Source organism: Pseudomonas sp. TE3911 (assembly GCF_054062775.1).
Genome location: NZ_JBSSFP010000001.1, coordinates 4,865,024 through 4,886,768, shown reverse-complemented (window position 1 = coordinate 4,886,768; position 21,745 = coordinate 4,865,024). Strand labels below are relative to the sequence as shown.

Genomic DNA, 21,745 nt, shown 5'->3' with positions numbered 1-21,745 from the left:
CAGTATACAGGCTGTTGAGTAGCGGTCAGTGCCCGGCGGTTTTCGAGAACAACTGGATGACCACCACGCCCAACACAATCAGCCCCATCCCAAGCATCGCCGGGACATCCAGCTTCTGCCCATAGATAAACAGCGCCGCGATACTGACCATCACGATACCCATCCCGGCCCACACGGCGTAGGCCACACCCACCGGCACCGTGCGCACCACCAGCGTCAGCATCCAGAAGGCCACGCCGTAGCCGACGACTACCAGCAACAACGGGATCGGCGTGCTCCAACCCTTGATGGCTTTCATCGAGACGGTAGCGATCACTTCCGAGCAAATGGCGATAGCCAGGTAGTAGTAGGCAGGGTTCATGGCGTCAATCCTCGGTGTACAGCGCACTTGATAAGGTCGGCATTTTAGGGCTTTACCAGATGGGGTAAAGTCATTACCTATCCGATTTGGAGATGGGTTAGCCATGCAGTGGAATCTTGAACAGATGCGTCTATTTGTCGACGTCGCCGAGCAGCGTTCGTTTTCAGCGGTGGCGCGTGGGCAGCGCAAGGCGCAATCGGCGGTAAGCAATGGGATTGCATTGCTGGAAGCGGACTTGGGGGTGAGCCTGTTTGAGCGTAGCAGCGGGCGCCAGCCGCGCCTGACTGAAGCCGGTAGCGTGTTGCTGGAGGAAGCGCGCGAAGTGTTGCGCCAATGTGAGCGGCTCAATGGCCGCGCGCTGTCATTGACCCGTGGTGAAGAAGCCTGTCTGCGATTGGCTCAGGACGAGGCGATGTTGTTCCAGCCGGTGCTCGATAGCCTTGAGGCGCTGGCGGTGCAATACCCGTTGCTGGAAGTGCAACTGTCCAGTGCCGCCCAAGGCGACGTGGCGCGCAAATTGGTGGAGCGCAAGGCAGACCTGGGCCTGTTGTTCTATCACGACCAGATTCCCGAGGCCCTAGAGCGGCGCGTGGTGGGCAGTGTGGAAATGGTCACCGTCTGCGGCGTGAACCATCCGCTGGCCAAGGACGGGTACGTGACGTGCCAGCGCTTGGCCCAGTACCGGCAGCTGTTGATGTCGACTCAGACCAGTGTCTACCCCGGCAGCGAAGCAGCCAGTCCGCTGGTGTGGCGCGCCGACAGTTTCTACGTATTGGCCGAATGGCTGATGAGTGGGCTGGGCTGGGCCTGGTTGCCGCGGCATATCGTGCAATACCCGACCTATCAGCAACAAATGGTGGAGCTGGACAGCGAATGGACGCCGCCGGCCCTGGTCGTGGAGCTGGTATGGCGTCGCGACGAGCACCTTGGGCCTGCTGCGCGTTTCCTTGCCGAACGTTTTGCCGAGTGCCTGCGGGCGATTGATTGAAAAAGTGGATAAACTCCGCCGCCATGAATAGAACTCTCTACAGCTGTCTGTTTTACCTGGCGCTGCCGTTGGTGGCTTTACGTCTGTGGCTGCGCGCGCGCAAGGCACCGGCCTACGCCAGGCGCGTGGGCGAGCGGTTTTCCTATGGCTTGCCGGTGATGCAGCCTGGCGGAATCTGGGTGCATGCCGTGTCAGTGGGCGAAAGCATTGCCGCTGCGCCGATGATCCGTGGGCTGCTGGAGCGTTATCCACAGCTGCCGATCACCGTCACTTGCATGACGCCCACCGGTTCCGAGCGGATCCAGGCGTTGTTCGCCAACGAGCCGCGTATCCAGCACTGCTATTTGCCCTATGACTTGCCGTGCGCCGCCAAGCGTTTTCTCGATCGCGTGCAGCCCAAGCTCGCGGTGATCATGGAAACCGAACTGTGGCCCAACCATATCCACGCCTGCGCCCAGCGCGGAATTCCGGTGGCGCTGGCCAATGCGCGGCTGTCGGCGCGCTCTGCCAAGGGCTATGGGCGTTTCGCCAAGCTGACGGCGCCGATGCTGGCTGAAATGAGCTTGTTTGCTGTGCAGACGCACACCGAGGCCCAACGTTTCTTGAGCCTGGGCGCGCGGCCGGAGACTGTGGAAGTGACCGGCTCTATCAAGTTCGACCTGACCATCGACCCGCAGCTACTTGAGCGTGCCGCCGCCTTGCGCGAGCAATGGGGCGCCAGCGAGCGTCCCGTGTGGATCGCCGCCAGTACTCACGAAGGTGAAGATGAAGTGGTGTTGGCCGCTCATCGTCAGTTGCTCAGCCACTATCCCAACGCGTTACTGATTCTGGTCCCGCGTCATCAGGAACGCTTCGGCCCGATGTTCGAGCTGTGCAAGCAGCAAGGATTTGCCACGGTGCGCCGTTCTACAGGCGAGCCCGTAAGCGCACAAACTTCAGTGCTGCTCGGCGATACCATGGGCGAGTTGCTGTTTCTCTACGCCCTCGCCGACAGCGCCTTCGTCGGCGGCAGCCTGGTGGCGACCGGTGGGCACAATCCTCTGGAGCCGGCGGCACTGGCCAAGCCGGTGATCATGGGGCCCCATGTGTTCAACTTCCTCGAAATCACCGCGATGATGCGCGAAGCGGGTGCGTTGCGTGAGGTGGATGACGCTGAAGGGTTGGCCGAAGCCGTGCGACAGCTGTTCGAACTGCCGCAGGATGCGCGCAAAATGGCGCAGGCGGGGCTCAAAGTGATGCAGGCTAATCAGGGCGCGCTGAAGCGGTTGCTGGATGGTTTGGGCCGATTGATCGCTCGCTGACCCAGCGCCGATCCAAAGGTGCGAGGGCGCTTGCTTCTGATAGCAGAGTGTCAGTCAAAACGACTGACCTGAAAGATTGCTATCGGGAGCAAGCCCCCTCCCACAGTTGTTTTGTCGTGTGCTCAGTATCCCGGGCGGGCCTTGAGTTGTTCGGCAGCGGCCTTGGCGAGGTCCGGCGGCAGGAAGTCCTTGTCCGGGTTGTAGTCCGCCTTGAGGTAGCGTGCCAGGTCTTGCAAATCCCCAGGGTTCAAGGTGCCCGCAGCCTGCTTCAAACGCAGGTTGTCGAGGATGTAGTCGTAGCGGCTGTTGTTGTAGTTGCGCACCGACGAGTAGAGCTGGCGCTGTGAATCCAGCACGTCGACGATATTGCGCGTACCCACCTGGTAACCGATTTCCGTGGCTTCCACCGCGCTCTGGTTAGAGATGATCGACTGGCGGCGCGCTTGCACCTGCTCCACATCGGTGTTCACCGCGCGGTGCAGGTTGCGCGTATTTTCCACCACCTGGCGGCGCAGGCCCTCGCGCTGCTGCTCGGTCTGGCCCAGGCGTGAGTAGGACTCACGCACTTGCGAGCTGGTCAGGCCGCCGCTGTACAGCGGGATACTCAGGCGCAGGCCGATGGTGCGCTGCTCGACGTCGCCGCGATACGGCGTGCCGAAAGCATTCGGGTTGCTGAAACCGAGCGCGTCGTTGTCGCCTTTTTCGTATTGCGCGACTGCGTCCAGAGTCGGCGCATGACCGGCCTTGCGCTGTTTGAGGGTTTCTTCAGCGGCGGTGACGGCGTAGTTGCTGGCCAACAGATTCAGGTTTTGGCGGCCAGCGGTTTCGACCCACGCCTTGGCGTCGTTCGGCAGCGGCGGCAACACCGGCAACGTGTGCACGATGCCTTGGATCGAGTTGTATTGGCGGTTGGTCAGCGTAATCAGCGCTTCAAAGGCGTCTTCCACCTGGCGCTGAGCCAGGATCCGGTTGGCGCGAGCGGTGTCGTAGCTGGCCTGGGATTGCAGCACGTCGGTCTTGTCCGACAAGCCCACATCGAAGCGCTCGTTGGACTGGTCCAGTTGGCGCTTGAATGCATTTTCTTCGGCCTTGGTGGAGGCCAGGTTGTCCTGGGCGCGCAGCACGGCGAAGTAACTTTCGGCGCTCTGCAGAATCAGGTTCTGTTCGGTGGCCGACAGTTGCAATGCGGCCTGCTCGTTGACGGCTTCGGCGGCTTGTAGCTGGAACCAGCGGTCGGCGCGGAACAGTGGCTGGCTCAAGGTCGCGCGCCAGGAATGGGCGTCACGGTTGGCGGTGGCCGAGGGCGTGTCGATCTGGGTGCGCACATTGTTGATATCGGCACCAGCCGACAGATTCGGCAGCAACCCGGCGCGGGCCTGGGGTACCACTTCTTTTTGCGCACCGTATTGGGCACGGGCGGCGGCCAGGTCGGCGTTGTTATCCACCGCTTCCTGATAGACGCTGACCAGATCGGTTCTGGCAGACAAGGGCGCTTCAGCTGCCCAGACCATTCCGTTGGTCGCACAAGACACGGCAACAGCCAGTGAAAGTTTGCGCAGCATGAGGCGATCCCTAGTGTGAATATTACGGCGATAATTTAGCGCCCAAGGCTACGGCTGGTCATTTCTGGCGTCAAGCCTTGAGGCGGCATCCGAGTGTAGTGGCGCGACCCCGGCACAACAATCCTGTAATTGCGCCATTCATCACGCTGAATGCTCCACTGTTGGCAATTTGCCCACGCCATGGTCTAGACTGGCCGCGTTCTTGTCGGGGTGCCTTGTTGGAAGGCTGAGATCGGTAAATACCGGATCCCGTTGAACCTGATCAGGTTAACGCCTGCGTAGGGAACAAGATTTCTCGTCACCCGGCGAGTCCTCTTGTGCTTCGTCCGGGATGCTGTTCGACAATCGAACAGTCCTCGTGCGCCAAGCACAGCACTGGTTTCAGTGCGTCCATCCGTCACAGGTTCGCTCCGACAAAAATCCACCGCCTGGATAAGTTGGAGCCCGTGATGACTACAAAACTAAAAAACACTGTGCATTTAAGTGAATCGGCCAAGGTCGACTCCGGTTCTGTGCAGCCGTTTACCCGCTCGCAAAAAATCTACGTACAAGGCACTCGCCCGGACATTCGTGTGCCGATGCGTGAGATCAGCCTGGACGTGACCCCTACCGACTTTGGCGGTGAAATCAACGCACCCGTGGTGGTCTATGACACCTCCGGCCCGTACACCGACCCCAATGTAATCATCGACGTGCGTAAAGGCCTGGGCGATGTGCGCTCGCCGTGGATCGAAGTACGCGGCGACACCGAGCGCCTGTCCGGCCTCAGCTCGCATTTCGGTCAGCAGCGCCTGAGCGATGCCGAACTGACCGCACTGCGCTTTGCCCATGTGAAAAATCCGCGCCGCGCCAAGGCCGGCGCCAACGTCACCCAGATGCACTACGCGCGCAAAGGCATCATCACCGCCGAGATGGAATACGTCGCCATCCGCGAAAACATGAAGCTCGAAGAAGCCCGCGCCAGCGGTCTGTTGGACCAGCAACACGCCGGCCACAGCTTCGGTGCCAGCGTGCCGAAAATCATCACCCCCGAGTTTGTGCGCGAAGAAATCGCCCGTGGCCGCGCAATTATCCCGGCGAACATCAACCACACCGAGCTGGAGCCGATGATCATCGGCCGTAACTTCCTGGTGAAGATCAACGGCAACATCGGCAACAGCGCCTTGGGTTCGTCCATCGAAGAAGAAGTGGCGAAACTCACCTGGGGCATTCGCTGGGGCTCGGACACGGTGATGGACCTGTCCACCGGCAAGCACATCCACGAAACCCGCGAGTGGATCATCCGTAACTCGCCAGTGCCAATCGGTACCGTGCCGATCTACCAGGCCCTGGAAAAAGTCGGCGGCGCCGCCGAAGACCTGACTTGGGAGCTGTTCCGCGACACCTTGATCGAACAGGCCGAGCAGGGCGTCGACTACTTCACCATCCACGCCGGCGTGCTGCTGCGGTACGTGCCGCTGACTGCCAAGCGCGTCACCGGCATCGTGTCCCGTGGCGGTTCGATCATGGCCAAGTGGTGCCTGGCGCACCACAAAGAGAACTTCACCTATACGCATTTCGACGAAATCTGCGAAATCATGAAGGCCTATGACGTCAGCTTCTCCCTCGGCGACGGCCTGCGCCCCGGCTCGATTGCCGACGCCAACGACGCCGCGCAGTTCGGCGAGCTGGAAACCCTGGGTGAACTGACCAAAACCGCTTGGAAGCACGACGTGCAAACCATGATCGAAGGCCCCGGCCACGTACCGATGCAGTTGATCAAGGAGAACATGGACAAGCAGCTGGAGTGCTGCGACGAGGCGCCGTTCTACACCCTCGGGCCACTGACCACCGACATCGCGCCGGGTTACGACCACATCACCTCCGGTATCGGTGCGGCGATGATCGGTTGGTTCGGTTGCGCGATGCTGTGCTACGTCACACCCAAGGAGCACCTGGGCCTGCCCAACAAGGATGACGTGAAGACGGGGATCATCACCTACAAGATCGCCGCCCATGCCGCCGACCTTGCCAAAGGCCACCCGGGCGCGCAGATCCGCGATAACGCCTTGAGCAAGGCGCGCTTCGAGTTCCGCTGGGAAGACCAGTTCAACCTCGGCCTTGACCCTGATACCGCGCGCTCCTATCACGATGAAACCCTGCCGAAGGACTCGGCCAAGGTCGCGCATTTCTGCTCGATGTGCGGGCCGAAATTCTGCTCGATGAAAATCACCCAGGAAGTGCGTGAATACGCGGCCAACCAGCGCATTGAAGCGGTGGATGTGGACGTGGCCAAGGGCTTGGCGGAGCAGGCAGAGCGGTTCAAGCAGGAAGGTAGTCAGCTTTATAAGAAGGTCTGATCCGAGGTTGCAGGTGCTTTTAAGGGCCTCATCGGGGGCAGGCCTCCTCCCACACTTGAACGTGTTCGCCATTCAAAATGTGGGAGGGGGCTTGCCCCCGATAGCAATCTTTCAAACAACACATGCCCCTCAGAGATAACACCCTTGAACATTCAACCGAGCACCTACTCACCGGACATCGCAGTCCCCCAAGACAAACGTGTCTTCGGCGCCCGCGACCTGTTCTCCCTATGGTTCTCCCTCGGCATTGGCCTGATGGTCCTGCAAACCGGCGCTTTGCTTGCGCCGGGGCTGGGCCTGTCGGGTTCATTGCTGGCAATCTTCCTCGGCACTCTGGTCGGCGTGTTGTTGCTGGCCGCCGTCGGCGTGATCGGCAGCGACACCGGCCTGTCCGCCATGGCCGCGCTCAAGCTCAGCCTCGGTGCCAAAGGCGCGAGCCTGCCCGCGTTGCTCAACTTGCTGCAGTTGATCGGCTGGGGTTCATTCGAAATCATTGTGATGCGCGATGCGGCCAGCCTGTTGGGTACGCGAGCATTCAGCGAGGGCAGCCTGCTGGCCAGCCCGTTGCTGTGGACGCTGTTTTTCGGCGGCTTGGCGACGCTGCTGGCAGTCAGCGGTCCATTGACCTTTGTGCGTCAGATCCTGCGCAAATGGGGCATCTGGCTGCTGCTCGCCGCCTGTCTGTGGCTCACCTGGAACTTGTTCGCCAAGGCTGATTTGGCCGCGCTATGGGCTCAGGCCGGTGATGGTTCGATGCCGTTCGCCGTGGGCTTCGATATTGCCATCGCCATGCCGCTGTCCTGGTTACCGCTGATTGCCGATTACTCCCGTTTCGGTAAGCGCGCTAAAAGCGTGTTCGGCGGCACCGCGGTGGGCTTCTTTATCGGCAATTTCTGGCTGATGAGCCTGGGCGTGGCCTACACCCTGGCATTTGCGCCGAGCGGTGAAGTGAACGCGCTGCTCCTGGCTTTGGCTGGCGCCGGCCTGGGGATTCCGCTGCTGCTGATCCTGTTGGACGAGTCGGAAAATGCTTTTGCCGATATTCACTCGGCGGCGGTGTCCAGCGGGGTTCTGTTGCGCTTGAAAGTCGAGCATCTGGCGTTGGCCATCGGTGTCATCTGCACCTTGATCGCCTGTTTCGCGCCGTTGGCCCAGTACCAGAACTTCCTGCTATTGATCGGCTCAGTGTTTGCGCCGTTGTTCGGTGTGGTGCTGGTGGATCATTTCATCCTGCGCCGTCGTGGTCAGGGTGTGGTTGCCGGCCTGCGTTGGCCGGCGCTGTTGGCCTGGTTAGGTGGCATTGCCACTTACCATCTGTTGGCCAATCTGTACCCGGATGTCGGCGCAACCCTGCCGGCGCTGGTGCTGGCAGGGCTGCTGCAGTTCATCCTGGGTCGGGCCTTCAGCGGCGTGCGGGTACCAGCTCAGGCTTGAGAATGCCGTCCAGGCGCGAGTAGGGAATCTGCAACTCGACATGGCCCAAGGCATACGGCGCGATGGTGGTGGTGGGGTACTTGAGGACCACGCCACCATAGGTCAGCGCAACGTTCGGGGTTTTCTGGAAGGGGTAGGTTTTCACAAACTCCGGCTCCAGGCTCAGGCGGGTGCTGATCAACCAACTGTTGTGTGCCACTTGGGCGGCTTTCCAGAAGGCGTCCTCTTTACCCGGCAGTAGCATGTCGGTGAGCGATAGGGCCTTTTGCTGCTGGCGCGAATAGTTGATGAATGCGCGGCCCGGCTCGCCATGGGTGGCACCCTGGTCCAGATAGCTGGACAGTTCGATGATCACCAAGCCGTCATGCTGCTCCCGTACCTTGGCCTGCAAATACATGCTGTTGCTTGGGGCCGCGGTTTTCAGGAATTGCTCGCGATAGGTCTCAAGGCTGGTCGGCAGCGGGTTGGCGCCGGTCATTTCCAGTAGGCGCTGTTCGATCAGCGCGTCCAGCTTGGGTTCCTTGGCGAAGTGCACGGTGTCGATATTCACCAGTGCGCAATCGGCGCTGGCGCAGCCCGGCCGGGTTTGTTCAGTGGTGTCGCGGGTGGCTTCCAGCGGGGTACGCCAGTTGGGTTGGAACAAGCTTTGGCAGGCGCCGAGGGTCAAGGCGATGCAGGCCACGGAGGCGATTTTTAAAAGCGACATGGGTGTCCTTCGTCTATCGATAAGAGCGAAATTGTGCAGCTTCGACTACCAGCAAGGCAGTCAGTTCGCCACTAAGCTGATTAGAGTGAGTTTGACGCCCGCCGTCTATCCCGGCAACCGGAAAGGGGCTGCATCCGAGGGCGGGAGCGCGTTAGGATGGCGCGAATTGCTCAGGCATAACGAGGAAGGGATATGACGGACACAGCAAAATCGACGCCGAGCACAATCGAAATTGTTCAGCGCGACAATGCCTACAAGGGCTTCTACCAGCTTGATCGCGTGCAACTGCTCCACGAAAAATTCGATGGCGGCATGAGCCGGGTGATCAACCGCGAAGTCTTCGTCCGTCACGACGCGGTGTGTGTCTTGCCGTACGACCCGCAGCGCGATGAAGTGGTGTTGATCGAGCAGTTCCGTGTAGGCGCCATGGGCCGCAGCAACAACCCTTGGCTGGTGGAAATGGTCGCGGGCCTGATCGACAAGGATGAAGAGCCGGAGGAGGTTGCACACCGCGAAGCCGAGGAGGAAGCTGGGCTGACGTTCTCCGCGCTGTGGCCGATTACCAAGTATTTCCCGTCGCCCGGTGGCAGTACCGAGTTTGTGCATTTGTACCTGGGCCGTTGCGAGAGCGCCGGTGCAGGTGGTGTCCATGGATTGGAAGAAGAGGCAGAAGATATCCGCGTCACCGTCTGGGCCTTCGAAGATGCCCTGCAAGCGGTGCGCGACGGCAAGATTTCCAACGCAGCCAGCATTATCGCCCTGCAATGGCTTGCGCTTAATCGCGCGGAAGTGAGGGGGTTATGGCAGTAAAGGCACGGGAACGTTATCGAGTCGACCTGATCGGGCTGCAAGCCGCCTGCGAAGCCAACTATGCGCGGCTGATGCGCCTGTTGCCCGACATGCGCCACGCCCCCGAGGCACGGCGCATCGGCGTGACCCATGGCGACCAAATGCTCGGCGTACTGGCCCTGGAAGTTATCGTCAACTGTCCGTACACCACCACCCTGCGCGTGCGTCAGGAACACAGCCTGCCTTGGCTGCCGGTGCCGCAACTGGAAGTGCAGGTCTACCACGACGCCCGCATGGCCGAAGTGATCAGCGCCGAACATGCACGACGCTTCCGCAGCATCTATCCTTATCCAAATGTGTTCATGCACCAGCCCGATGAGAAAGCACAGCTCAATGTGTTCCTCGGCGAGTGGTTGAGCCATTGCCTGGCTCTGGGTCATGAGTTTGAGGTCGTGCGGTAGATGTGAACTGCGTCTGCTTCCTTGGGTTTCCTCTTTGCGTTCTGCCCCAGCATAATCGCCCCAATTGTCTATTCCTGTGATTGCCTTGGGAGAGCGCCTTGCCGAGCGTATCCACCGTGAACCCCGATGCGCCGGCGTTGCTGGTGCAACTGTCCGACAGCCACCTGTTTGCCGAGGCCGACGGCACGCTGCTGGGTATGAATACCTGTGAGAGCCTGCGGCGTGTAATTGAGTTGGTGTGCCAGCAACAGCCGCAAATCGACCTGATAGTGGCTACCGGGGACTTGTCCCAGGACGGCACGCTGGAGTCGTACCAGCAATTTCGCGACATGACCGCATCCATCGGCGCCCCTGCCCGCTGGATTCCCGGTAACCACGACGAGCCGCAAATCATGGCGCACGCCGCTGCGCACAGCGACCTGCTTGAACCGGTGGTGGATGTGGGCAACTGGCGCATCACACTGCTGGACTCCGCCGTACCGGGCTCGGTGCCAGGCTACCTTCAGGACTCGCAACTGCAATTGCTGGCCCAAGCCCTGAGTGAAGCCCCCGGCCGTCATCATCTGGTGTGCTTTCACCATCACCCAGTGTCTTTCGGTTGTGCGTGGATGGACCCCATCGGCCTGCGCAATCCCGAAGCGTTGTTTGCCGTGCTGGACCGCTTTCCCCAAGTCAGGGCAGTGCTCTGGGGGCATGTGCACCAGGAAATCGACCGCGAACGTAATGGCGTGCGCTTGCTAGCGTCGCCGTCTACTTGCATCCAGTTCGCGCCGGGCAGCGAGGACTTCAAGGTCAGTGAGCAGGCGCCGGGGTATCGTTGGTTGCGTTTGCATGCCGACGGGCGGCTGGAGACCGGGGTAGAGCGCTTGGTCGGGTTCGCGTTTACGGTGGATTACGGTAGCAACGGCTACTGAGATTTACCTGTAAACTGCGCGCTTTTGGCGCAAGCACGGAGAGCCCGGTATGTCTGCTTCGATCCTGTATATCCACGGTTTCAACAGTGCGCCGGCGTCCAACAAGGCCAGCCAGCTCATCACCGTGATGAACAGCCTCGGCCTGGCCGACCAACTGCGCGTGCCGGCGCTGCATCACCACCCCCGTCAGGCAATTCCTCAGTTGGAGCAAGCCATTGCCCAACTGGGGCGGCCACTGCTGGTCGGCAGCTCACTCGGCGGCTACTATGCAACCCATCTTGCCGAGCGCCATGGCCTCAAGGCGCTGCTGGTCAACCCGGCGGTGAGCCCCCATCGGATGTTCGACGGCTACCTGGGCACCCAGAAGAACCTCTACACCGATGAAACCTGGGAACTGACCCACGACCACGTCACGGCACTCGCCGAGTTGGAAGTGCCGGCACCCCAGGATGCTGCGCGTTATCAGGTGTGGTTGCAGACCGGGGATGAAACCCTGGATTATCGCCTCGCCCAACAGTATTACCGGGCCTGCGCCTTGCGCATCCAGGCCGGTGGCGACCATGGTTACCAAGGGTTCGCCCAGCAATTGCCGGCGCTGTTGAGCTTTGCCGGCATTGGCGCAGATCAGTATCAATCCTTCGATTTTTCGGCACTGTAATTGCCTTGAAAACCGCAGGTTACTTTTTAATCGAACGACTCACGACGAGACCCCATGGCCACTCCCAGCGCTAGCTCTTATAACGCCGACGCCATCGAAGTCCTCTCGGGCCTCGACCCGGTGCGCAAACGCCCCGGCATGTACACCGACACCAGCCGGCCGAATCACCTCGCCCAGGAAGTCATCGACAACAGCGTTGACGAAGCCTTGGCCGGGCACGCGAAGTCGGTGCACGTCATTCTCCACGCTGACCACTCCCTCGAAGTGTCCGACGATGGTCGCGGCATGCCCGTGGACATTCACCCGGAAGAGGGCGTGTCAGGCGTCGAGCTGATCCTCACCAAGCTGCACGCCGGCGGTAAGTTCTCCAACAAGAACTACCAGTTTTCCGGTGGCTTGCACGGTGTGGGTATTTCCGTGGTCAACGCCCTGTCGACGCTGGTGCGGGTCAAGGTCAAGCGCGACGGCAACGAGTACCAGATGACCTTCGCCGATGGCTACAAAGCCACCGACCTCGAAGTGATCGGCACTGTGGGCAAGCGCAATACCGGTACCAGCGTGTACTTCGCGCCGGACCCGAAATACTTCGATTCGCCGAAATTCTCCATCAGCCGCCTCAAACACGTACTCAAGGCCAAGGCCGTGTTGTGCCCGGGCCTGCTGGTGACCTTTGAAGACAAAGGCACCGGTGAGAAGGTCGAGTGGCATTACGAAGACGGCCTGCGCTCTTATCTGGAAGATTCCGTCAGCGACTTCGAGCGCCTGCCCAACGAGCCGTTTTGCGGCAGTCTGGCCGGCAATAAAGAAGCCGTCGACTGGGCGCTGCTGTGGTTGCCCGAGGGCGGCGACAGCGTGCAGGAAAGCTACGTCAACCTGATTCCCACGGCTCAGGGCGGCACCCACGTCAATGGTTTGCGCCAGGGCCTGCTCGATGCCATGCGCGAATTCTGCGAATACCGCAGCCTGCTGCCGCGCGGCGTGAAGCTGGCGCCGGAAGACGTGTGGGAGCGCATCGCGTTCGTGCTGTCGATGAAAATGCAGGAACCGCAGTTCTCCGGCCAGACCAAAGAGCGTCTGTCGTCCCGCGAGGCGGCGGCGTTTGTCTCTGGTGTGGTTAAGGACGCCTTCAGCCTGTGGCTCAACGAGCATCCTGAGCTTGGCTTGGCCTTGGCTGAACTGGCGATCAATAACGCCGGCCGTCGCCTCAAAGCCAGTAAGAAGGTTGAACGCAAGCGCATCACCCAAGGCCCGGCACTGCCAGGCAAACTGGCCGATTGCGCGGGGCAGGACCCGATGCGCTCCGAACTGTTCCTGGTGGAGGGTGACTCCGCCGGCGGTTCCGCCAAACAAGCGCGGGATAAGGAATTCCAGGCGATCCTGCCGTTGCGCGGCAAGATTCTTAACACTTGGGAAGTCGACGGCAGCGAAGTCCTGGCCAGCCAGGAAGTGCACAACATCGCCGTGGCCATTGGTGTCGACCCAGGTTCTGCGGATATCGCCCAACTGCGTTACGGCAAGATCTGCATCCTCGCCGACGCCGACTCCGACGGGCTGCACATCGCCACGTTGCTCTGTGCCCTGTTCGTGCAGCACTTCCGCCCGTTGGTGGATGCCGGTCACGTCTACGTCGCCATGCCGCCGCTGTATCGCATCGACCTGGGCAAGGAGATTTTCTATGCCCTGGACGAAGCGGAGCGCGATGGCATCCTCGACCGCCTGGTGGCCGAGAAGAAACGTGGCAAGCCGCAGGTCACGCGATTCAAAGGTCTGGGTGAAATGAACCCGCCACAATTGCGTGAAACCACCATGGACCCCAACACCCGGCGCCTCGTGCAGTTGACCCTGGAAGACTACGCCGCCACCTCGGAAATGATGGACATGCTGCTGGCGAAGAAACGCGCGCCGGACCGCAAGTCCTGGCTGGAATCCAAAGGCAACCTGGCCGAGGTGGTGGGCTGATGCGCACAGGCGTCGTCCTGGCGATCCTGATGATGAGCGGGCTGGCGGCCACCCCGGTGGTTGCTGCGCCCGTAGCAGAGCTCAAACTCGTGTCCGAGCACCCGGTGGATGGCATGCGCGGCGGCAACTTGTCGGGTCTGGCTGTGTGCGGCAAGGACCTGTGGACGGTTTCCGACCGTGACGACGATCAGATCTACCGTCTGGATATCAGCGCGCCGACCTGGCAGGCCGAAACGGTGAAAATCGAAGTGCCGCCCGTGCCAGAGTCCGGTCTGCCTTGGGGGCTGCGTTCGCGCACCACGGCTGCTTCGTTTATTCGCGGTGGCGACCTGGACTTTGAAGGCATCAGCTGCGATGTTGCCGGTAATCGCTACGTCGTCAGTGAAGCCCATGCGGCAGTGCTGCAAGTGCCGGCCACCGGCGCACCTGAATGGCTGAAGATTGCCCCAAGCATGGTGCGTGAGGCCCGGGCCAGTGGCATGTTGCTGCACTTCAATGCGCTGTTTGAAGGCTTGGCGGTGAACCCTGAAGGCAATCAAATCTGGCTGGCGGCCGAGCGTGAGCGGCGTGGCTTAATTTCCATCAAGCGTGGGCAAAGCCTGTGGAGTTGTGAGGGCCCTTGCGTGTTGTTAAGTGAGGCCGGCCAGGAGGTACAACCGGCTAAATTCACCGACGCCAAGCCCGTGTCCAAGGATTTCGCTGATCTCTCCCTGTTCAACGGCAAGCTGTTTACGCTGGAGCGCAACGCGTTCCAGATTTGCCGGCGCGATGCGGTCACCGCCAAGGTCGAGCTGTGCTGGTCGTTTGCCGACGAAACCCTGGTGCCCGAGCGGCGTTATGCCCAGCCCTATGGTCTTGCCGAAGCCCTTGTGGTTGATGCTGAAGGCGCGTGGCTGGGTATCGACAACAACTTCGGCCCTCGCGCCGATGGTGAAAAACGCCCGGTGGTCTATCGTTTTGCCGCCCCGGTCGGCGGCTGGAGTGCCCAGCCGTGAATGATCAAACACTTGAATTGACTCAGCGCAGCGGCATTTCCGCTGCGCCTTACCAAACAATGATGAGGCCCGCATGAGTGACATCCTCGCAGACAGCTTAGACGGCGTAGAACGCCGGTCGCTGGCTGACTTCACCGAAAATGCCTACCTCAACTACTCCATGTACGTGATCATGGACCGCGCGTTGCCGCATATCGGCGACGGCCTCAAGCCCGTACAGCGGCGCATTATCTACGCCATGAGTGAGTTGGGCCTGGATGCCGATTCCAAGCACAAGAAATCGGCGCGTACCGTCGGTGACGTGCTGGGTAAGTTCCACCCCCATGGCGACTCGGCGTGCTACGAAGCCATGGTGCTGATGGCCCAACCGTTCAGCTACCGCTACACGCTGGTGGACGGCCAGGGTAACTGGGGTGCGCCGGATGATCCCAAGTCCTTCGCCGCGATGCGTTACACCGAGGCGCGGTTGTCGCGTTACTCGGAAGTGCTGCTCAGCGAACTGGGCCAGGGTACTGCGGATTGGGGCCCGAACTTCGACGGCACACTGGACGAGCCTCTGGTGTTGCCGGCACGTTTGCCGAACATCCTGCTCAATGGCACCACCGGTATCGCGGTCGGCATGGCCACCGACGTACCGCCGCACAACCTGCGGGAAGTCGCCACCGCCTGCGTACGCTTGCTGGATGAGCCAAAGGCGACCGTCGAGCAGCTCTGTGAGCATATCCAGGGCCCGGACTACCCGACCGAAGCGGAAATCATCACGCCGCGCGCTGATCTGCTGAAGATGTACGAAACCGGCAAGGGCTCGGTGCGCATGCGCGCTGTGTACCACATTGAGGACGGCGACATTATCGTCACCGCTCTGCCGCATCAGGTGTCGGGCGCCAAAGTGTTGGAGCAGATTGCTGCGCTGATGCAGGCCAAACCGTCGAAACTGCCCCAGGTCGCCGACCTGCGTGACGAGTCCGACCACGAAAACCCATGCCGTATCGTGATCATCCCGACCAACAGCCGGGTCGATCACGAAGTGCTGATGCAGCACCTGTTCGCCAGTACCGATCTTGAGTCCAGCTACCGGGTCAACATCAACATCATCGGTCTGGACGGTAAGCCGCAGCTGAAAAACCTGCGCAACCTGCTGGTGGAGTGGTTGGAGTTCCGCGTACAAACCGTTCGTCGCCGCCTGCAATTCCGCTTGGACAAGGTCGAGCGCCGCCTGCACCTGTTGGACGGCTTGCTGATTGCCTATCTCAACCTGGATGAAGTGATTCACATCATCCGTACCGCCGAGCACCCGAAAGCCGAATTGATCGCGCGCTTCGAGCTGAGCGAGATCCAGGCTGACTACATCCTCGACACCCGCTTGCGTCAATTGGCGCGACTGGAAGAAATGAAACTGCGCGACGAGCAAGACGCGTTGCTTAAGGAGCAAGCCAAGCTGCAAGCCCTATTGGGCAGCGAAGCCAAGCTGAAAAAGCTGGTGCGTACCGAGCTGATCAAAGACGCCGAAACCTACGGCGATGACCGTCGTTCGCCAATCGTGCAGCGTGCTGAAGCGAAGGCGCTGACAGAAACCGAACTGCTGCCAAACGAGAAAATTACCGTCGTTCTGTCGGAAAAGGGTTGGGTTCGTTCTGCCAAGGGGCATGATATTGACGCCACTGGCTTGTCGTACAAAGCGGGTGATGGGTTTAAAACCGCCGCGGCCGGGCGTTCTAACCAGTTTGCGGTGTTTATCGACTCCACGGGACGCAGCTATTCAGTGCCGGCGCACACCTTGCCGTCAGCACGGGGGCAGGGCGAACCGTTGACCGGGCGTCTAACGCCGCCACCAGGGGCGAATTTTGAATGCGTGCTGCTGCCGGACGATGACTCGCTGTACGTCATCGCCTCCGACGCCGGTTACGGGTTTGTGGTCAAGGGTGAAGACCTGCAGGCCAAGAACAAGGCGGGCAAGGCGTTGTTGAGCCTGCCGAATAACGCCAAGGTGATCCTGCCGCGACCGGTAGATGACCGTGAGAGCAATTGGCTGGCGTCGGTGACCACCGAAGGGCGTCTGCTGGTGTTCAAGATCAGCGATCTACCCCAGCTGGGCAAAGGCAAGGGCAACAAGATTATTGGTATTCCAGGGGAGCGGGTGGCCAGTCGCGAAGAGTACGTGACCGACATCGCGGTGATCCCGGAAGGTTCCACCCTGGTGCTCCAGGCCGGCAAGCGCACGTTGTCATTGCGCCCTGACGACCTTGAACACTACAAGGGCGAGCGTGGTCGTCGCGGTAATAAACTGCCTCGCGGCTTCCAGCGTGTGGATGCTTTGCTGGTGGAAACGCCGGTTTAAGGCGTATTAGAGCCCTCGATCTACGATTTAAAGCGTAGATCGACTCTTTGGCGCTGGAGTCATGGCGCATATTCACGGATGATATGGCCTTTCCAGCGCCGGCGTGGCCGAGCGTGTTTAGGTTATTTTTAGTATTACATTGTGGTTCGCCTTGTGGCAGCCACCTGGATGGGATGATGACTGCTCCACGCCTTCCTTTATTTTTGATGCTCGCTGGCCTTTTGGGGTTGGCGGGTTGCAGCACACACCAACCGGTGTCGCTGTACCAGCTGGACAGCGGAAGTCCGGCGCAACCTGCACAAAGTGCCGGTATGGCAGTTCTGCTGGGCCCGGTGGTCGTTGCCGACTACCTGCAACGCGAAACCCTGCTGCAGCGTCAGAATGACGGTAGCCTGCAAGGTTCCACCGATGGTCGTTGGGCGGGTAGCCTGTCTTCGGATATCAACCAGTTGGTATTGCGCCAAGTCGCGGGCCATCTCGATAGCCAGCGCGTGGTACTGGCACCCGCACCGACGGGTTTCAGCCCGGATGTGCAGGTGCTACTGACCATTACGCGCCTCGACTCGGGTGTGTCGCAACCGGCAATCCTGGATGCACAGTGGCGCTTGATCGACCGTCGTGGCCAGGTGCGCGATAACCGTATCGTGCACCTGCAGGAAGAACACACCGGTTCCACGGCATCCCAGGTCCAGGCCCAGGGCGTGCTGTTGCAGCACTTGGCACAGCAGTTGTCGGTGGCCCTCAAACCACTGGCTAACCAGCCGCCGATTGCCGAGGCGCCGCGCAAGCAAGCTCCGGCGGTACAGGCCAAGCCAGCAGAGCCGCAGAAGCCGAAGATGCCGATGGCTACGCCCATTCGTACGGATATGGAAGTGTTCAGGTTCTGATCTGAAACAGCTTCAACAAAAAAGGCCCGCTGACTTAGCGGGCCTTTTTGTTTGTGGAGATATAAGTCACGGCGCAGATCAAGTGTGGAAGGGGGGCTTGTCCCTGGTAGCGTTGGTTCAGTTAATGATGTGCTAACTGATGCTCCGCAGTCGGGGGTAAGCCCCCTCCCAATTGGTTTGGCGGTGTTCTTCAGGGCTTGGAGCGAGTCTCATGCATCCGCGCCAACTGGCGTTCAAGCATCGAGGGATACGGCTCCATCAACCGCTCCACACAGCTTGCGCCTTCAGGGCTGGCAATCGGTCGGATGCGAGCGCGTTGGCGGATCAGCGTGTCTTCACTGATCTTGCGCTCCACCAGCAGCAGGTTGCGGCTGTGTTGCGACAGGGCCAGGGCGTCTTGGGCGATTTCGGTCAGCAGCAGATCGATCTGGCTCATGCCGAACAGGTCGTCACCTACCGTCAAGCCAAGTTGCAGTTGCAGGGTGATGCCGCTGTCCGCCACTTCGATCTGCAGGGCATGGCCCAGGGCGCGCAGCAGTTCGCCGCAGCAGATGGCGTTGGTCAGGTAGTCTTCGCCGCTGTCTTCGCTGTGGAACAGCATCAGCGTGCTGCCATCGTTCAGGGTGTGCAGTTCGCTCTGGTACAGCGAGGCCGCTTGGTCGAGGCAGTCGCGATAGCGTTCCAGCAGTTCCGTCAGGCGTGCGCGGGGCAGGCGGCGCAGTTGGTCCTGGGCACCCAGTTGCACGGCCAATACGGCGCTGTGCTGGGGCTCGGTGTTCCTCGCAGGTACCGGTTTCGGCGCGACGGCCGGGCTGTTGGCCGAGGTGTCGCGCAGGTCGGCGAACGGGTCTTCATCGTCCAGCTCGTCTTCTTCAGCCTGGATGACCTTGCGTGTTGCAGGCTTGAGGCCTGCCACCGGGGTGCTTTCGTCGAAGCCAGGATCACGCAGGTCGCGCACTTCAAACTCGGGCTCGTCGTCGTAATCGGTGTCGTCGAACTCAGGTTCCGGCTCCACTTCACGAACCACTGGCTCCGGGGCGAAGCTGGCGTGGAGTTGGCGGGCGAGGTCGCCGATTTCGTCCTGGCGGTCGGTGGCTGGCGTGTGTTCGTCGATATCCCGTAACCAGATGCGCAGTTGCATCAATGGCGTAGAAATGTGCCGACCCAGCCGCAGGCTTAAGGCCAAGGCCAGTGCCAGCAGGATTGCGCTGAGGATGCCCATGCTTTGCAGGCTGATGGTCATCGGCTGCTGGAATTGCTGCATGTCCAGGCTGATGCGCAGTTGGCCGGCCTTCACATCCTGGAACGTGATGTTGCTCTGGTACAGGCCTTCGGCTTCACCCAGCAGGCCGTTTTTCGGGCGTTGCCCGGCTTCGGCCATGATCCGGTTGTCCACGCTGTAGATGGCGGCGTGGGCCACCAGCGGGTTTTTGGTCAGGTTGTTGAGCAGCACGTTGAGGCTGAGGATGTCGTTGGACACCAACAGCTCAGTCGCCGAGGTGGCGGTCTGGGTCGTCAAGCTCTCGCCCAGGGCGTCGGCTTGCTCGTGCATGGCCTGTTTGAACTGCAAACCCATCACGCAGGCATAGATCACCAGGGCCAAGGCCACCAGGATCACGTTATGGCTGGCGATGCGTAATGCGATCGGTACACGGCGGTGGCGCAGTGCCCGGAAGATCAGCAGGAAGAAGTTATCGGTTTTTACTGGCGTGGGCCGGTTCACTTGCGCTCGGCTCTCGGTCCGTGAAGTTGACGCGCAGTATAGCGACAGGCCTAGGACCGGCAAAGCGCTGGCTGTGCCCGATGGTCACTGAAAGTGGGTAGAATGCGGTTTTTTTCCAGCCTGGGGGTGCGCCTTGCGCGAAATTGTCCTGATTAACATCACCGGTGAAGACCGCCCGGGTCTTACCGCCGCCATTACCGGTGTTCTGGCCCAGGGTGGTGTGAACATTCTCGACATTGGCCAGGCAGTGATCCACGACACCCTGTCGTTCGGCATCCTGGTGGAAATCCCCAGCACCGAACAGGCCTCGTCCGTACTCAAGGACATCCTGTTTACGGCGTATAAGCTGGATCAACAGGTGCGTTTCACCCCTGTTTCCGAAGACGACTACCAGCATTGGGTGGCTGGCCAAGGGAAGAAACGCCATATCGTCACGTTACTGACCCGCAAGGTCACCGCCGAACAACTGCAGCGCGTCAGCTCCATTACCGCGCAGTATGGTTTGAATATCGACCATATCGACCGTCTGTCGGGGCGCATGCCGCTGGACACGCCGGCAGATCAGGGCAAGGGCTGCATCGAGTTCTCCGTTCGCGGCGAGCCGGCCGATCCGCAGGCCCTGCGCGCCGAATTCCTTAGCGTGGCCCAGGAGCTGAATGTCGACATCGCGTTCCAGGAAGATTCGCTGTTCCGTCGTAATCGTCGCCTGGCGGTATTCGACATGGACTCCACGCTGATCGAAGCCGAAGTCATCGACGAACTGGCCAAGGCCGCTGGCGTGGGCGAGCAGGTTTCCGCGATCACCGAGCGCGCCATGGCCGGCGAGCTGGACTTCCGCGCCAGCTTCAAGGAGCGCCTGGCGCTGCTCAAAGGCCTGGATGTCAGCGTGCTGGACTCCATCGGCGCCTCGCTACGCCTGACGGAAGGTGCCGAAACCCTGTTCGCCGAACTCAAGCGTCTGGGTTACAAGACTGCGATCCTGTCCGGCGGCTTCACCTACTTTGCCAAGCAATTGCAGGCAAAGCTGGGCATCGACTATGTGTTCGCCAACGAGCTGGAAGTGGTCGATGGCAAGGTGACCGGCGTCGCGGTCGAGCCGATTGTCGACGCGCAGCGCAAGGCGGATCTGCTGAAGGAATTGGCACACAAGGAAGGTTTGCGTCTGGAGCAGACCATTGCGGTCGGCGACGGGGCGAATGACTTGCCGATGCTGGCGATCGCCGGTTTGGGTGTGGCGTTCCGCGCCAAGCCATTGGTCAAGCAATCGGCCAAGCAGGCGATTTCGACCTTGGGGTTGGATGGCGTGCTGTATCTGCTGGGCTTTCGCGACCGCGACGGTCAGCTGTAACTGACTAAATGTGGGAGGGGGCTTGCCCCCGATGGCAGTGGTTCAGTCACTGATGTGTTGACTGATACCCCGCTATCGGAAGCAAGCCCCCTCCCACATTGGGTTCGGTGTCAGGCTTTAGGTAAAGCGATACCTTGGCCCATCTGCACTGGCGAGCCCGCCACCAGTTCTTCAGCCCACTTCACCTGATCCGGCCCAAACAGCACAATCGCGGTCGAACCCAACTTGAAGCGACCCAGCTCCGCACCTTTTTCCAGATGAATAGGCGCACGCGCCGCTTCGTCGTAGCGGAAGGTTTTCAGTTCGCGCTTCGGTGGGGTCACCAGGCCAGCCCATACGGTTTCAATCGACGCGACGATCATCGCACCCACCAACACGACGGCCATCGGACCGCGTTCGGTGTCGAAGATGCAGGCGACACGCTCGTTACGCGCAAACAGCTCCGGCACATTTTCGGCGGTGGTCTGGTTCACCGAGAAGATACGGCCTGGGATATAGACCATTTCCCGCAGGGTGCCAGCCAATGGCATGTGCACACGGTGGTAGTCCTTCGGCGACAGATAAACCGTTGCGAAGTCCCCGCCCATGAACGGTGCCGACAAGGCTGCATCGCCACCCAGCAACTCCAGCACGCTAAAGCTGTGGCCTTTAGCCTGGAACACACGCCCATGCTCAATCGGACCAAGCTGGCTGACCGCGCCATCGGCGGGGCTGAGCACCGCGCCTGGGGTTTGATCCAGCGGGCGCGCGCCATCTTTGAGGGCGCGTGTGAAGAAGGCGTTGAAGTGCTCGTAGGCGGTCACGTCTTCAACCAACGCCTGGGACATGTCTACTTGGTAGCGTTTAGCGAACCAGGTGGTGAAAGCGTTCTTGAACCAACGCACGCGGCACTCGGCAATGCAGCCCGCGAGGCGCGACAGCAAATGGTGCGGCAGCAAGTACTGGCTGAGGATAAACAACTGCTTTTTCATAACTGTCCTTA

General features: G+C 60.7%; 18 protein-coding genes and 1 riboswitch. Of the genes, 13 read left to right on the top strand and 5 right to left on the bottom strand.

Features of this window, described 5'->3' with window-relative positions; all coding sequences use genetic code 11:
* Positions 1 to 25: 25 nt before the first annotated feature.
* Positions 26 to 361 carry a DMT family transporter gene (locus ACVWXD_RS22185; protein WP_032890426.1) on the bottom strand — a complete coding sequence of 112 codons (336 nt, stop codon included), beginning with the start codon at positions 359 to 361 and terminating at the stop codon, positions 26 to 28.
* Positions 362 to 464: 103 nt separating this feature from the next.
* On the opposite strand from ACVWXD_RS22185, the gene ACVWXD_RS22180 reads away from it, so the two are divergent.
* Positions 465 to 1,349: a LysR family transcriptional regulator gene (locus ACVWXD_RS22180; RefSeq protein ID WP_457371322.1), complete on the top strand. Its 885-nt coding sequence runs from the start codon at positions 465 to 467 to the stop codon at positions 1,347 to 1,349.
* Positions 1,350 to 1,372: 23 nt separating this feature from the next.
* The gene (gene waaA / locus ACVWXD_RS22175) at positions 1,373 to 2,650 is read left to right on the top strand and encodes a lipid IV(A) 3-deoxy-D-manno-octulosonic acid transferase (RefSeq protein ID WP_122753866.1); all 1,278 of its coding nucleotides are present in this window, start codon (positions 1,373 to 1,375) and stop codon (positions 2,648 to 2,650) included.
* Between the two features lie 122 nt (positions 2,651 to 2,772).
* Here the strand turns inward: waaA and ACVWXD_RS22170 are convergent, their stop codons facing one another.
* Positions 2,773 to 4,212: a TolC family outer membrane protein gene (locus tag ACVWXD_RS22170; protein WP_095186078.1), complete on the bottom strand. Its 1,440-nt coding sequence runs from the start codon at positions 4,210 to 4,212 to the stop codon at positions 2,773 to 2,775.
* A 196-nt stretch (positions 4,213 to 4,408) separates the two neighbouring features.
* Positions 4,409 to 4,514: riboswitch (TPP riboswitch) on the top strand.
* Positions 4,515 to 4,661: 147 nt separating this feature from the next.
* Here ACVWXD_RS22170 and thiC point away from each other — a divergent pair.
* Both thiC and cytX read left to right on the top strand, forming a co-directional pair.
* On the top strand, positions 4,662 to 6,551 hold the full coding sequence (gene thiC, locus ACVWXD_RS22165) for a phosphomethylpyrimidine synthase ThiC (RefSeq protein WP_095186077.1): 1,890 nt from the start codon (positions 4,662 to 4,664) through the stop codon (positions 6,549 to 6,551).
* A 144-nt stretch (positions 6,552 to 6,695) separates the two neighbouring features.
* Entirely contained in the window at positions 6,696 to 7,985 is a 1,290-nt protein-coding gene (gene cytX, locus ACVWXD_RS22160; RefSeq protein WP_179179597.1) for a putative hydroxymethylpyrimidine transporter CytX, read from the top strand.
* On the opposite strand, the gene ACVWXD_RS22155 is transcribed toward cytX, so the two are convergent.
* Positions 7,954 to 8,691 carry an RsiV family protein gene (locus ACVWXD_RS22155; RefSeq protein ID WP_032890438.1) on the bottom strand — a complete coding sequence of 246 codons (738 nt, stop codon included), beginning with the start codon at positions 8,689 to 8,691 and terminating at the stop codon, positions 7,954 to 7,956. The two genes, cytX and ACVWXD_RS22155, sit on opposite strands and share 32 nt — an antisense overlap.
* Before the next feature lie 192 nt (positions 8,692 to 8,883).
* Here ACVWXD_RS22155 and ACVWXD_RS22150 point away from each other — a divergent pair, with 192 nt between their 5' ends.
* From ACVWXD_RS22150 to ACVWXD_RS22115, 8 genes are all read left to right on the top strand, one after another.
* Positions 8,884 to 9,501: an NUDIX domain-containing protein gene (locus ACVWXD_RS22150; RefSeq protein WP_457371321.1), complete on the top strand. Its 618-nt coding sequence runs from the start codon at positions 8,884 to 8,886 to the stop codon at positions 9,499 to 9,501.
* Complete coding sequence (locus ACVWXD_RS22145; protein ID WP_003171323.1) at positions 9,492 to 9,941, top strand: DUF1249 domain-containing protein; 450 nt, start codon at positions 9,492 to 9,494, stop codon at positions 9,939 to 9,941. Before ACVWXD_RS22150 ends, ACVWXD_RS22145 begins: the two co-directional genes overlap by 10 nt.
* A gap of 98 nt (positions 9,942 to 10,039) precedes the next feature.
* On the top strand, positions 10,040 to 10,855 hold the full coding sequence (gene cpdA, locus ACVWXD_RS22140; protein WP_181644098.1) for a 3',5'-cyclic-AMP phosphodiesterase: 816 nt from the start codon (positions 10,040 to 10,042) through the stop codon (positions 10,853 to 10,855).
* 49 nt (positions 10,856 to 10,904) lie between these two features.
* Entirely contained in the window at positions 10,905 to 11,513 is a 609-nt protein-coding gene (locus tag ACVWXD_RS22135; protein ID WP_032890447.1) for a YqiA/YcfP family alpha/beta fold hydrolase, read from the top strand.
* Positions 11,514 to 11,567: 54 nt separating this feature from the next.
* Positions 11,568 to 13,472, top strand: a complete 1,905-nt coding sequence (gene parE / locus ACVWXD_RS22130) for a DNA topoisomerase IV subunit B (RefSeq protein WP_032890449.1) — start codon at positions 11,568 to 11,570, stop codon at positions 13,470 to 13,472.
* Positions 13,472 to 14,467 (top strand): esterase-like activity of phytase family protein, encoded by a 996-nt coding sequence (locus ACVWXD_RS22125; RefSeq protein WP_457371320.1) that lies wholly within the window; start codon positions 13,472 to 13,474, stop codon positions 14,465 to 14,467. The genes parE and ACVWXD_RS22125 overlap by 1 nt, the downstream gene beginning before the upstream one ends.
* 73 nt (positions 14,468 to 14,540) lie before the next feature.
* On the top strand, positions 14,541 to 16,805 hold the full coding sequence (parC, locus tag ACVWXD_RS22120; RefSeq protein WP_032890452.1) for a DNA topoisomerase IV subunit A: 2,265 nt from the start codon (positions 14,541 to 14,543) through the stop codon (positions 16,803 to 16,805).
* A 176-nt stretch (positions 16,806 to 16,981) separates the two neighbouring features.
* Entirely contained in the window at positions 16,982 to 17,692 is a 711-nt protein-coding gene (locus tag ACVWXD_RS22115) for a PqiC family protein (RefSeq protein ID WP_032890454.1), read from the top strand.
* Positions 17,693 to 17,882: 190 nt separating this feature from the next.
* Here ACVWXD_RS22115 and ACVWXD_RS22110 read toward each other — a convergent pair whose 3' ends face one another.
* Positions 17,883 to 19,415 (bottom strand): AhpA/YtjB family protein, encoded by a 1,533-nt coding sequence (locus ACVWXD_RS22110; RefSeq protein WP_032890455.1) that lies wholly within the window; start codon positions 19,413 to 19,415, stop codon positions 17,883 to 17,885.
* A gap of 133 nt (positions 19,416 to 19,548) precedes the next feature.
* Here ACVWXD_RS22110 and serB point away from each other — a divergent pair, with 133 nt between their 5' ends.
* Complete coding sequence (serB, locus tag ACVWXD_RS22105) at positions 19,549 to 20,763, top strand: phosphoserine phosphatase SerB (RefSeq protein ID WP_032890457.1); 1,215 nt, start codon at positions 19,549 to 19,551, stop codon at positions 20,761 to 20,763.
* A 110-nt stretch (positions 20,764 to 20,873) separates the two neighbouring features.
* Here the strand turns inward: serB and asd are convergent, their stop codons facing one another.
* Complete coding sequence (asd, locus tag ACVWXD_RS22100; protein ID WP_095186073.1) at positions 20,874 to 21,734, bottom strand: archaetidylserine decarboxylase; 861 nt, start codon at positions 21,732 to 21,734, stop codon at positions 20,874 to 20,876.
* Positions 21,735 to 21,745: the final 11 nt, after the last annotated feature.

Coding starts and splice junctions, on each gene's coding strand:
- ACVWXD_RS22185 (WP_032890426.1), bottom strand. CDS start 361: ATGAACCCTGCCTACTACTACCTGGCTATCGCCATTTGCTCGGAAGTG.
- ACVWXD_RS22180 (WP_457371322.1), top strand. CDS start 465: ATGCAGTGGAATCTTGAACAGATGCGTCTATTTGTCGACGTCGCCGAG.
- waaA (WP_122753866.1), top strand. CDS start 1,373: ATGAATAGAACTCTCTACAGCTGTCTGTTTTACCTGGCGCTGCCGTTG.
- ACVWXD_RS22170 (WP_095186078.1), bottom strand. CDS start 4,212: ATGCTGCGCAAACTTTCACTGGCTGTTGCCGTGTCTTGTGCGACCAAC.
- thiC (WP_095186077.1), top strand. CDS start 4,662: ATGACTACAAAACTAAAAAACACTGTGCATTTAAGTGAATCGGCCAAG.
- ACVWXD_RS22155 (WP_032890438.1), bottom strand. CDS start 8,691: ATGTCGCTTTTAAAAATCGCCTCCGTGGCCTGCATCGCCTTGACCCTC.
- ACVWXD_RS22150 (WP_457371321.1), top strand. CDS start 8,884: ATGACGGACACAGCAAAATCGACGCCGAGCACAATCGAAATTGTTCAG.
- ACVWXD_RS22145 (WP_003171323.1), top strand. CDS start 9,492: ATGGCAGTAAAGGCACGGGAACGTTATCGAGTCGACCTGATCGGGCTG.
- ACVWXD_RS22135 (WP_032890447.1), top strand. CDS start 10,905: ATGTCTGCTTCGATCCTGTATATCCACGGTTTCAACAGTGCGCCGGCG.
- parE (WP_032890449.1), top strand. CDS start 11,568: ATGGCCACTCCCAGCGCTAGCTCTTATAACGCCGACGCCATCGAAGTC.
- ACVWXD_RS22125 (WP_457371320.1), top strand. CDS start 13,472: ATGCGCACAGGCGTCGTCCTGGCGATCCTGATGATGAGCGGGCTGGCG.
- parC (WP_032890452.1), top strand. CDS start 14,541: ATGAGTGACATCCTCGCAGACAGCTTAGACGGCGTAGAACGCCGGTCG.
- ACVWXD_RS22115 (WP_032890454.1), top strand. CDS start 16,982: ATGACTGCTCCACGCCTTCCTTTATTTTTGATGCTCGCTGGCCTTTTG.
- asd (WP_095186073.1), bottom strand. CDS start 21,734: ATGAAAAAGCAGTTGTTTATCCTCAGCCAGTACTTGCTGCCGCACCAT.